Raw genomic sequence first — 11,262 nt, forward strand, 5'->3', positions numbered from 1 at the left:
CAAGTGGTAACGCAAGCGCCCTTAGAGCTGCCCGACAACCCGCGCCTCGCGGGCAATATTACCTATTTCGCGCGTGCGCTTCGCAAAGCGGGCCTGCCCATCGGTCCGGGCCGCGTCATTGATGCAATCCACGCCGTCGAAGCGGCAGGTTTCACCGAAAAACGCGACTTTTTCTTTACGCTGCAAGCCTGCTTTGTCACCCGCCCGGAACATCGTGCGGTGTTCGCGCAAATCTTCCGGCTTTACTGGCGCGATCCGCAGTTCATGGAACATATGATGGCGATGATGCTGCCTGCCATTCGCGGAGTGCAGGAAGAAAAACAAGCCAGCGCCGCAGAAAAACGCGCTGCAGAGGCGCTGCTCGATGGGGTAGAGCGCGACCTCCCAGAGCAGGAAGAAGACAAAGACGGGACAGAGATCGAGATCGACACCTCCCTCACCATGTCCTCAGAAGAGCGCCTGCGCAGCCTTGATTTTGAACAGATGAGCACCGATGAAGTGGCACAGGCCAAGCGCATCCTCTCAAAGCTCAAGCTGCCCGTAACGCCCCTTGTATCGCGCCGTGCGCGCACTGCGCTCAGCGGCCCTAAAATCGACTTTCGCGCCACCCTGCGCGCCTCCATGCGCCAAGGCGGCGAGGTGCACAAGCTGGTCAAGCAAACCCCGCGCACACGCTGGCCGAACCTTGTTGTGCTTTGCGATATTTCTGGCTCTATGAGCCAATATTCCCGCATCGTGCTGCATTTTTTGCACAGCGTAGCCAATGACAAAGGCGCGGGCTGGGCGAAGGTGCATGCGTTCACCTTTGGCACACGCCTCACCAATATCACGCGGCATTTGCGCCAACGCGATGTAGATGCGGCGCTTGCTGCGGCGGGGGCAGAAACGCAAGATTGGGACGGCGGCACGCGCATCGGGGAAAGCCTTGAGCGCTTTAACAAAGACTGGTCGCGCCGCGTGCTGGGGCAGGGCGCTCTGGTCCTTTTGATCACCGACGGGCTTGATCGCGGCGAACCAGACCAACTGGCCAAACAAATGCAGCGCCTGCATCTGTCGTCGCATCGCCTCATATGGCTCAACCCGCTGCTACGCTGGAGCGAATTTGCCCCAAAGGCCCAAGGCATTCGCGCCATGCTGCCCCATGTTGACAGTTTTCGCGCAGGCCATTCCATCGCCTCACTGGAAGATCTGGCGCACGCGCTCTCCGTCGAGGGCGACACAGGCGAAAAAGCCCGCCTGTTGCGTGCAATGGCACAAGAATAAATCACCACTTGATCTAAATCATTCAAAAAACTGAATATGAATGCCACCCTTTCCCTCATACTGAGTCGAAAGGAAAGAAAATGACACTCAATTGGAAAATAGGCGGGCTGCTTTTGGGCCTCGTCTTCTTCATGGCGGTGGTCTTGGTCAAACCGATTGGCGTCTCGACGCAATTCGTCATTCTGGACGGTATCGTCGCGGACATCGCCAACCCCGAGCTGGTGACGCAAACCGAGGATGGCTACACCTCAACCAATGCTTATCTGGCGAAATCGAATGGCAAATACGCCAAGTCCATCGCAAATCCGCTGAACTACAGCTTTGTCTTCGTGCTCGCGATGATCGCAGGGGCATTCCTGTCAACGCTGGCGCGCGGCGGCATTAGCAAAGATGAAAAGCGCCTGCCAGAAATCTGGTACGCCAACTATGGCGACACCCCAATGAAACGCTACGCGGTGGCCTTTCTGGGCGGTTTTATCGTGCTCTACGGCGCGCGTTTGGCTGGCGGGTGCACATCGGGCCACATGATGTCTGGCATGATGCAAACCTCGATTTCAGGCTACATTTTTGCCGCTGGCGCATTCGCCGCCGCAATTCCTGTCGCCATGTTCATGTATAAAGAGGAGGCCTAAATCATGACCTCAATTCTACTCGCAATTATCATCGGCGGCGCTTTCGGCGCAGTGCTGGATCGCATCGGTGCAAGCAATCCTAACTGGATCGGGCGTATGCTGAACCTCACCAACTTGCACCTGATGAAAACCATCCTTCTGGCGATCGGCACAGGCTCGGTTTTGATGTTCGCAGGTCAGATGGCGGGCCTCGTGGATGTGGGCCATATGAGCGTGAAAACTGCCTATGTTGGCGTCTTCATCGGTGGCCTTCTGCTCGGCGCAGGCTGGGCCGCCTCTGGCTATTGCCCCGGCACCAGCGTGTGCGCAGCCGCATCCGGTCGCAAGGACGCGCTGTTCTTCATCGCAGGCGGTTTGCTTGGCGCAGCGGCCTATATGGTGACCTACCCGATGTGGAAAGCGACTGGCATGCTGGACGGCGTTAAGCAAACGCTCGGCACGGTTCCGGGCGCGAAATACGACGGGCTTACCGCACTTTCTGGCGATCTTGTCGGCATCGCACTTGGCGCGCTGTTCATTATCATCGCGATTGTCCTGCCAGAGCGTCTGTCAGGTCAAGGCACGGTGCTGACGCCTGCGGAGTAAGCAAAGCAAACAAAACAGGAAAATGGCCACCCGACCAAGGTGGCCATTTTCATTTCCGAAATCCTGCGCCAATGTGATGCCCATGGATATGAACATCGACCAAATCCCCGAACAAGCGCTGAGCTGGCATCGTGCTGGCAAAGGCGCAGCATTGGCCACCGTGATTGAAACTTGGGGCAGCGCCCCGCGCCGCACGGGCAGTCAACTTGCGATCAACGGGCAGGGCGACATCATCGGTTCTGTGTCAGGCGGCTGCGTCGAAGGCGCGGTGATTGTCGAAGCGATAGAGGCAATAGAACAAGGCGATGCGCGTGAGTTGGAATTTGGCATCTCGGACGGCGATGCGTTTGCTGTCGGCCTAGCCTGCGGTGGCACCATCCGCATTCTGCTTGAGCCTGTCGGAAAAGTGCTTCCCGAGCAAATGCTTGCCGATCTGGTCAGCGCCCGAACAGCACGTCAACCGATCGCCTATGAAGTTGATCTCGACGCAGGAACCCGCGCGCTCCACACCTCGGGCTTTTCCGAACGCTTCCGTATGGATCGCTCTGGCTTTGAAGAGGGAACCCGCCGCTTCATTGCCATTCACAACCCGCCTCTCAGGATGATTGTTGTTGGCGCGGTCCATATCGCCCAAGCGCTCGCGCCGATGGCGCAAATGGCTGGCTATGATCCTGTCATCGTTGATCCGCGCGAGACCTTTGCGACAGAAGCACGCTTTCCGGGGCAACGTGTTTTGACCGACTGGCCTGCCGACGCGGTTAAAGAGTTCGCGCTTGATACCCGCTCGGCCTTGGTTCTGCTCACCCATGATCCGAAACTCGACGATCCCGCGCTTGAGATCGCGCTACGCTCTGAAGCGTTTTACATCGGCGCGCTCGGCTCAACCCGCACCCACGCCAAACGCACCGCGCGCCTTACAGAGGCAGGCTTCACCGAGCAAGACATTGCTCGCATTCATGGCCCCGTTGGCCTCAATATCGGCGCAAGTAGCCCGTCGGAAATAGCCGTGTCGATCATCGCGCAAATCACCCAAGTTTTGCGCAAGGGCGCAGCGTGAGGTTTGGGCCTCTCCCAATCGAGCAAGCGCTTGGCTGTATCCTTGCGCACTCGGTCAGCATTGAAGGTGGACGCCTGCGCAAAGGGCTCCAACTGGAGGCCGAGCACATAGACCACTTGCGCCGCGCAGGGCTAACCGAGATCACGGTCGCCGCCCTAGAGGCAGGAGATGTCGAAGAAAACGATGCCGCACGCCTCCTTGGTGATGCGCTGCTTGCAAATACGGCGGGTCTTCGCGTGACCAAAGCGGCCACAGGACGGGTGAACCTTATCGCGACAAGGGCAGGCGTGGCAATGCTCGACCTCGACAGACTCACAGCGCTAAACGAGGTCAACCCGATGATCTCTTTTGCTTCCGTGCCTGCCTATCATCAACTGCACACAGGCGGCATGCTCGGGACGGTGAAAATCATCTCATATGCAGTGCCAGAGCGCGATCTCGAGAGGGCCTGCGCCCATGCGCAAGGCGCGCTGACGCTTGCGGGGCCGCTGGGGCAAACCGTGTCCTTGATCATCACGCAGATCGAACACGGCGCTGATGAAACAAAGGCCATTGCGGCAACAAAAGCCCGCCTAGACGCGCTCGGCAGCCCTTTGATCGAGGTCCTGACCTGCGCCCATGAAAAGGGCGCGTTGATCAATGCCGTTCACGCCGCAAAAGGCGAGGTGATCCTCATTCTCACGGGCTCTGCCACCTCTGATCCAAACGATGTCGCCCCTGCGGCGCTGATCGGGGCAGGGGGCACGCTTATTCGCTTTGGCATGCCAGTTGATCCCGGAAACCTGCTGTTCCTAGCTCGTTTGCATGAAAAGCCGGTCATTGGCCTGCCGGGCTGCGCACGCTCGCCCGCGCTAAATGGCGCGGACAAAGTGCTAAGCCGCGTGCTCTGCGGCGTTCCCGTCACCAGCGAAGACATCGCTGGCATGGGGGTGGGTGGATTGCTCAAAGAAATTCCAACACGCCCACGCCCACGACAGGCTTAGGCAAAGATGAAATCTGCGTTGCTCCATTGCGCGACGCTCATGTCTTCGACGTAAATCACCCCGTCGCCGCCAACCGCCGTCAGATCAATGATCGAGCCCGCGCCATTTTCAATGATAGCGCCCGCGTCGGTCAAATCTTGACGCGATGAGAGGGCAAACTTCGACAGGTCCAACTTGTCGGTGTTGTTGTTGAAGTCAGTGATTTCATCATCGCCAGAGCGACGGTTGAACACAAAAACATCCGCGCCCATGCCGCCCGTGAGCGTGTCCTCACCCATGCCGCCGGTGATCGTATCAAGACCTGAACCGCCCTTGATAATATCGTTGCCCTGACCACCACCGAGGCGGTCATTGTCTTGATTGCCCTCAATCACGTCATTGCCAAGCTGGCCGCGAATATCGTCTTCGCCTGTGCCGCCGATCAAATCGTCATCGCCTTGACGCCCGCGTATGCGATCCGCATCGGCGTTGCCAAACAGTTTGTCGATGTTTTCGCCGCCATAAAGACGATCTTTGCCCGCGCCGCCCAAAACATCGCCAAAGACAAAACTTTCGCCAAGTCCGCGATAGGTGTCTGCTCCGTCACCCAAGTCAACGTCGCCTTGCACCGTGCCCGTGTTCTCGAAACGATCATCGCCGTCATTGGTAAGAACCGCGCCGTCCATCAATCCCGTGTTAACGATGGTTTCGCCCGATACATTCCCGATAAAGGATGCCATCGCGCCTGAAATTGTACCGTGGTTTGTAAGCGACGCAGCTTCCGCCGCAAGCATATCGGAAAAATCCACGCCATAGCCTTGAAGCGATGAAATCAGCCCGTGGTTCAAGACAACTGACCAATTTCCGGTACTCGCAATGCCAAGCCCTACATGAACGCCGGCTTTGCCCCAGCCAGACGCAATGATTTCGCCCCCCGCTGCATTGGTTATGGCCGTCTCGTTGCCTTCAACATGCACTCCGTGGCTCATTTGGGTAACGTTGGGATCATTGCCTATATTGTCATCGTCATTGGCGAATATCAGGCCGGTGTTGTAAAGCGAACTGCCACTGCCCGTGAAACCAACGATCAAACCAGTTGACGCGACTATGGAACCGGAATTCATGGCTTGGCAGTCGTCTCCTGCCAACAAAACGCCAATACCGCCCGGGTTCGAAATTTCGCCTGCACTGCTTAGAACATTATCCGCAGCGTCCATGCGCACCGCAGCGCCGGTAAAGCCGGTATGTGAAGCAACAATACCGTTTTCACCAATTGTGATCTGCGAAGACCCTGCACCAAAGTCAATTGCAGGACTGTCTGGACTGTAGACTGATCCATCTAAACGCAGTGACGAGTTGGAAAAGCTGGAGGCGATCGCTCTAGAATCTGTCGAGGCCATTGTAACGCCTGAGAGCACGACGAGCGTGTCGCCCGCATCAGCAAAGCTGAACCGTTGTCCTGCACCGATCGAGTCGGTGCTTTGAAATGTCGTTGTCATTCATAAATTCCTTTTTTCAATTCGATCTTGTTATTTACGTGATGAAAATGCTCCACATGCGCCTATCCATTTGTTTGAATACTTTCTCAAAAAGGGGTGCGCGCGATAAAATCAATCAAAGCCGACATGCCCACATGGGCAGACCCGGAACGTTGCTCCGCATCATATTCGTCGTTTACCAGAATATCACAATTTTCAAAAATTTCGAGAAAATCCGCTTTGCGGTACATATTCTCAACATTAGGCGGGCCGCCCGTGCCGAATTCCAACTGTTTGGGGGTGTAGCCGTGAATCATCACCAATCCACCGGGCTTGGTCGAAGCCAGCATATTGCGCCACAAAATATTGCGCTCTTGCGGGCCCACGAACTGAAAGAACAGCCCAAGCGTGATGTCATAAGCGTCCTTTGGCCAGTCCCAATCAAACAGATCAGACTGGATGAAACGCGGCGAGACACCGTTCTTCGCCGCCAGTTTTTCCGCTTTGGCCACCGCGGAGGGCGCAAATTCAACGCCCGTTACGTCCAGCCCCATCTTCGCCAAATGCACCGCGTTGCGCCCTTCACCTTCGGCAATCGACAGCACGCTTTGCCCCGCTTCGAACAGGCTTTCATACTTGGTCAGGAAGGGCACAGGCTCGGTTCCGAACACGTAGTTATCAACTGCAAATCTTTCTTCCCACATGGTATCTTCCTTTTACGTGGACGTTTTGCGCGCTTGGCTCAAAGCAAGCTACGATCTTGCGACTTCGCGCCGCGTGATGCATTTTTAGATCAGTCAAATCTGTAATGGCTGCCAGTCTCTAGGATACCTATGTTTAACTTTTTGAAATTACCATTGCTTGCGCTCGCTTTTACTGTGTTTGCGACCTCTTCGTTTGCTCAAAACTGGGGCATCCGTTTCGATCAGATGCCCGTTGGCACAGAATATGAAATGAAATGGCAAAATGGCGATAGATACGTAAGCCGATATGTCGGAAAGCAGGGCAGGTTCTACATCTTAGAAGAAACGAATTTGCAAACAGGCAATAAAGTCAGGCAACAATTCAATGCGCAGGGTCACTTTGTGCGAGGGAGCAACGCACGCGGCTATAACGTGAAAAATGTACCGAATTCTTGTTACTATGTTGTTGGGCCGTGTACTCACTTTGTGCGAGGCACGACGCGACATACAGGCAAGTATGTTTACAACATCAAACAGATCGGCGCGACAAATAGGGTTGGAACGTGGCGACGGGTCACAACCGAAGAAACCCGAGATTTCAAATATACGATCGGGAAGTACAATTTCGTAGTGTATCAAGAATACAAACGAGATGGACGAAAGATCACTAGGACCGTGACACGAATTTCAGAACCAAACGGGTAGGGCGCGGAAAGCACGCAGGCACTTCCTAATCGGTGAAAAAAAGCAAAAGCCCGGCGCAATGGCCAGGCTTTTCCAACTATTACGTCGTGTACAGCGCTTACTTCGGCAAAGGACCGATCAGCATCACCATCTGGCGACCTTCCATCTTGGGAAAGTTCTCCACGCGGCCATGCTCTTTTGTGTCCGCAGCAACGCGCTCTAGCAATTCGCGACCAAGGTTCTGGTGCGCCATTTCACGTCCACGGAAACGCAAAGTGACTTTCACTTTGTCGCCATTTTCCAAGAACTTATAAACGTTGCGCATTTTCACATCATAGTCGTTCTTATCCGTATTCGGACGGAACTTGACCTCTTTGATCTCGATGATCTTCTGCTTCTTACGCGCTTCGGCTTCGCGTTTTTGTGTTTCGTATTTGAACTTACCAAAGTCCATAATCTTACACACAGGCGGATTGGCATTCGGAGAGATTTCAACCAGATCAAGGCCGGCGTCTTCGGCCATAACCAATGCTTTGGCCGGATGAATGACACCAACATTCTCGCCGTCTGCTCCGATCAAACGAACTTCAGGGCAGCGAATTTTGTCGTTGACGCGTGGGCCGGTGTCGCGCTGTGGCGGCGCATTGTGAGGTCTGCGGGCTATGGGATTTATCCTTTGATGGCTTTAAATTCAGGCCTGCAAGATAGTGGCAGTGTCTTCTCGCTTCAAGCGCCAAATTGAGGCGATTTGCATCGCGATGCAACGTTTTCCCCTTGCGCTCACGTGGCTATGTGATCATTTCGCCTGCGCAGCATTCACGCAAAGACGCTGAATGCGGAAGAATACCTTTTAGGGGAATGATCCATGAAGAACATGATTTGGGTAATTATTGCAGCTGTCGTACTTGGTGGCGGTTATATGCTCTATTCAAATAACGCGGCTGAAAAAGCGGCAATGGCGCAAGCCGAAGCCACAAAAGCCGCTGAAGCCAAAGCCGCTGAAGAAGCCGCTGCCGCCGCTGCGAAAGCCGAAGAAGAAGCTGCTGCCGCTGCTGCCAAGCTAGAAGAAGAAGCAAAGGCCGCTGAAGAAGCTGCTGCTGCCGCCGCTGCGAAAGCAGAGGAAGAAGCTGCTGCCGCTGCTGCCAAGCTGGAAGAAGAAGCCAAAGCCGCTGAAGAAGCTGCTGCTGCCGCCGCTGCGAAAGCCGAAGAAGAGGCCGCTGCCGCAGCCGCCGCGGCTGAAGAGCAAGCCGCTGCCGCCGCAGCTGAAGCCGAAGAAGCAGCCGCAACAGCCGCGCAAGAGGCCGAAGCTGCTGCAACCGAAGCCGCAGAAGAGGCAACAGGTGGCATGGCTGATCTGCTGACACCTGAAGGTTTCAACCTCGAAAAAGTGTCTGAAATGATCGACGGCTCTGAAATCGGCGCATTGAAGAAAACAGCGCTGAAGACAGCCCTTTCAAGCGCGCAGGATAATCCTGACCTGCTCAAAGGCGCGCTGGATCAAATCAAAGCCGCACTCGGCATGTAAGCCGACCACTTAAGACGTTGAAAGCCCCGCCCGAGCAATCTGGCGGGGCTTTTCTTTTGCCTAAACTCCAAAATTTTTCCCCTGACCCAAAGATGTAACCTAAGTTAATCTTTGCTCGTATTCAGTTCTAAGTACTTGGGGTTAATATGAAAAAACGAACTGCACTCGCCGCAATCTGCCTGCTCAGCGCTTGCCAAACTGTCAATTTGCCCGTCTTGAACAAAGCAAATGCCGGGGCTGCCGCCACGTCAAACAACGCGCCAATGCGCCCCTCTGGCGGCGCTTTTGAAGCGGCACGCGCCAACAGCGTGAAGGATTTCGAAAGCTGCGTTGGCATCGGCATCATTGTCCCCGGCACTTCGCCCATTCAATGTGTGCACGATGGGGTGACCTACACAGGCAGTGAGAGCTAAAGGCTTGCCACCTCTGCGGATTGTCTATTTGCTCGGCACATGGACATTCGCAAACTCTCTGGCGCGGTTGGCGCTGAACTCACGGGGCTCGATCTCAATGCGTTGACGGATGCTGGCTTTTCCGATCTCAAAGCCGCGCTTTTCGCGCACGGCATGGTGGTGGTCCGCCGCCAATCCCTCACGCCCGAGGCGCATATCGCGCTGGCCGAGCGGTTCGGCAAGATCGACACCAACCGCTTTTTCACCCCCGTCGCCACGCACCCGATGATCGCCGAAGTGCGCACATCGCCAGAGATGACGCGCGTCATTGGTGGCACATGGCACACCGATCACTCCTATGACCCTGCGCCCGCCATGTGTTCCATCCTCGCCGCGCGTGAACTGCCACCCTATGGCGGCGATACGCTCTTTGCCTCCATGACCGCCGCCTATGAAGGTCTCTCCGAGGGCCTCAAATCCACGCTGCGATCCCTCAGCGCTGTGCATTCCGACGGCAGTTTTGCGCAAAGCCGCGTCGGTATCGAAGCCGACGCCAGCGCTCACCGCGCCCCAGCGCTGCACCCCTGCGTCATCGCCCACCCCGAAACAGGCGCGCCCTGTCTCTATGTAAACGGCGATTTCACCGAGAACTTTGTAGGCTGGAGCGCCGAGGAAAGCGCACCCTTGCTGAGCTACCTCTACGCCCACGCGACCCGCCCCGAATATTCCTGCCGTTTGAGATGGGAGGAAGGCAGCGTCGCCATTTGGGACAACCGCCTCGTGCAACATTTCGCCAGTGCCGACTACGCAGGGCATGGCAGGTTGATGCACAGGATTACGGTAGAGGGGGTGGCATTGGAAGGTTTCAATTAATAGAGTGTCCCAAATGCGGAATTGGTATTTGATTGAGTCGCAATGAAACCTATTAAACGTGCGGACCCATATTATCACGCTGCAAACTGTCTAGTTTCCGCTGCAGGAGCAGTTGCATCAGTTTCTGTCGGTTCTGCAACAGGTGCGGCTGCCAGTGTTTCTAGTTTTGTCGGTTCCGTCTTGGGAATATTAGGCTTTGAAGCGAAAAAGCCATTTGTAGACGAAGTCGCGCAAAAGCTAAAAACTAGAATTAAACATACACATTTGTCCGAAGAACATCGAACGCTGATTCCCGAAATGTTTTTGCATATCAGCTTGACTGAAAAGGACATTAATGAAGCTGGGCGCGATGTCGACGAGATTGCTCGCCGTATGCTTTTACAAGTACCCAACAAAACGCCTTTTAACGAACCAATCTTACATCAGCGTTTCAGAGACATTTCGGCGCAAATTCTGACTGAATTGATGGCGGATCAAGCCTTTGAAAATGCAGTTGCATATAGCTTAACTGCAATTGCCCGCAATCAAGAAGATGAGGCAAGTCGAGCGGACGAACGTCACCAACAGATGCTTGATAAATTTGCGCAACAACAGGAGATGATTGACAACTTAAGCCAATCGATAATGATTCAAAACGAACAGCGATTGTTGTCAGATTTGGGTGCAGATAGTGATGACACTGATGTTCGGTTAACTGACCTGACGCGCGCAGCCAACGAAGCCCCTAACGTTGCTGAACTTGCGGACTCCGTTCGAGTAGCGCTTGCCGAAGGTAATTCAAATCTTGCGTTAGACCTCATCGAAATTGGCTTGCGTAGCCAGTCGGAGCGCAGGCATGAATTAGATCAGCGCGCCATGCACGAAGGTGACGCGGAGGCAAGCATTTTCGGATTGAAAGCAAGCTTGCTTTGGAGGCAGAAACGTCATTCAGACGCGATAGCTGAATATGGCGCTGCAATTTCTGCCGCGCGAACAAATGAAAAAATTCAAGAGCTTACTAACCTGCGTGCGAAACGCGTTAACCTATTGGCGCATATGCAGAAAGACCTCAAAAACGCACAAAGGATTGCATTTTCTCAGTATTTGCCGCGGTTTTTCCCAGACACGGTGACGTTCTCTACCTTGATC

General features: G+C 54.9%; 13 protein-coding genes. 10 read left to right on the forward strand and 3 right to left on the reverse strand.

From position 1 onward, the window contains the following. The first annotated feature begins 3 nt into the window (after positions 1 to 3). The 5 genes from ACRBCU_RS14155 to ACRBCU_RS14175 all read left to right on the forward strand — a co-directional run bounded on the left by ACRBCU_RS14155 (position 4) and on the right by ACRBCU_RS14175 (position 4,520). Positions 4 to 1,263 (forward strand): vWA domain-containing protein, encoded by a 1,260-nt coding sequence (locus ACRBCU_RS14155; RefSeq protein WP_431366043.1) that lies wholly within the window; start codon positions 4 to 6, stop codon positions 1,261 to 1,263. Between the two features lie 80 nt (positions 1,264 to 1,343). After that, the gene (locus ACRBCU_RS14160) at positions 1,344 to 1,895 is read left to right on the forward strand and encodes a YeeE/YedE thiosulfate transporter family protein (RefSeq protein ID WP_431366044.1); all 552 of its coding nucleotides are present in this window, start codon (positions 1,344 to 1,346) and stop codon (positions 1,893 to 1,895) included. Between the two features lie 3 nt (positions 1,896 to 1,898). Beyond that, entirely contained in the window at positions 1,899 to 2,480 is a 582-nt protein-coding gene (locus ACRBCU_RS14165) for a YeeE/YedE thiosulfate transporter family protein (RefSeq protein WP_431366045.1), read from the forward strand. 82 nt (positions 2,481 to 2,562) lie between these two features. Beyond that, positions 2,563 to 3,537: an XdhC family protein gene (locus ACRBCU_RS14170; RefSeq protein ID WP_431366046.1), complete on the forward strand. Its 975-nt coding sequence runs from the start codon at positions 2,563 to 2,565 to the stop codon at positions 3,535 to 3,537. Continuing rightward, a complete protein-coding gene (locus ACRBCU_RS14175) occupies positions 3,534 to 4,520 on the forward strand; it encodes a molybdopterin-binding protein (protein WP_431366047.1) in 987 nt (328 codons plus the stop codon). The genes ACRBCU_RS14170 and ACRBCU_RS14175 overlap by 4 nt, the downstream gene beginning before the upstream one ends. Here ACRBCU_RS14175 and ACRBCU_RS14180 read toward each other — a convergent pair. Together ACRBCU_RS14180 and ACRBCU_RS14185 are read right to left on the reverse strand one after the other, a co-directional pair. Continuing rightward, positions 4,517 to 5,998 carry a calcium-binding protein gene (locus ACRBCU_RS14180; RefSeq protein WP_431366048.1) on the reverse strand — a complete coding sequence of 494 codons (1,482 nt, stop codon included), beginning with the start codon at positions 5,996 to 5,998 and terminating at the stop codon, positions 4,517 to 4,519. The genes ACRBCU_RS14175 and ACRBCU_RS14180 overlap by 4 nt on opposite strands. An 86-nt stretch (positions 5,999 to 6,084) precedes the next feature. After that, the gene (locus tag ACRBCU_RS14185; protein ID WP_431366049.1) at positions 6,085 to 6,681 is read right to left on the reverse strand and encodes a class I SAM-dependent methyltransferase; all 597 of its coding nucleotides are present in this window, start codon (positions 6,679 to 6,681) and stop codon (positions 6,085 to 6,087) included. 129 nt (positions 6,682 to 6,810) lie between these two features. On the opposite strand from ACRBCU_RS14185, the gene ACRBCU_RS14190 reads away from it, so the two are divergent. Beyond that, a complete protein-coding gene (locus ACRBCU_RS14190; protein WP_431366050.1) occupies positions 6,811 to 7,365 on the forward strand; it encodes a hypothetical protein in 555 nt (184 codons plus the stop codon). 97 nt (positions 7,366 to 7,462) lie between these two features. On the opposite strand, the gene infC is transcribed toward ACRBCU_RS14190, so the two are convergent. Continuing rightward, entirely contained in the window at positions 7,463 to 8,017 is a 555-nt protein-coding gene (gene infC / locus ACRBCU_RS14195; protein ID WP_431366056.1) for a translation initiation factor IF-3, read from the reverse strand. Between the two features lie 192 nt (positions 8,018 to 8,209). Here infC and ACRBCU_RS14200 point away from each other — a divergent pair, with 192 nt between their 5' ends. The 4 genes from ACRBCU_RS14200 to ACRBCU_RS14215 all read left to right on the forward strand — a co-directional run. Further along, complete coding sequence (locus ACRBCU_RS14200; RefSeq protein WP_431366051.1) at positions 8,210 to 8,869, forward strand: hypothetical protein; 660 nt, start codon at positions 8,210 to 8,212, stop codon at positions 8,867 to 8,869. A 146-nt stretch (positions 8,870 to 9,015) separates the two neighbouring features. Continuing rightward, positions 9,016 to 9,282: a hypothetical protein gene (locus tag ACRBCU_RS14205; protein ID WP_431366052.1), complete on the forward strand. Its 267-nt coding sequence runs from the start codon at positions 9,016 to 9,018 to the stop codon at positions 9,280 to 9,282. Between the two features lie 39 nt (positions 9,283 to 9,321). Continuing rightward, a complete protein-coding gene (locus ACRBCU_RS14210; protein WP_431366053.1) occupies positions 9,322 to 10,134 on the forward strand; it encodes a TauD/TfdA dioxygenase family protein in 813 nt (270 codons plus the stop codon). Positions 10,135 to 10,176: 42 nt separating this feature from the next. Then, a partial coding sequence (locus tag ACRBCU_RS14215; protein WP_431366054.1) for a hypothetical protein occupies positions 10,177 to 11,262 on the forward strand: 1,086 nt, incomplete at its 3' end.

The sequence above is a fragment of the Planktotalea sp. genome, assembly GCF_050633725.1.
Classification (GTDB): domain Bacteria; phylum Pseudomonadota; class Alphaproteobacteria; order Rhodobacterales; family Rhodobacteraceae; genus Planktotalea.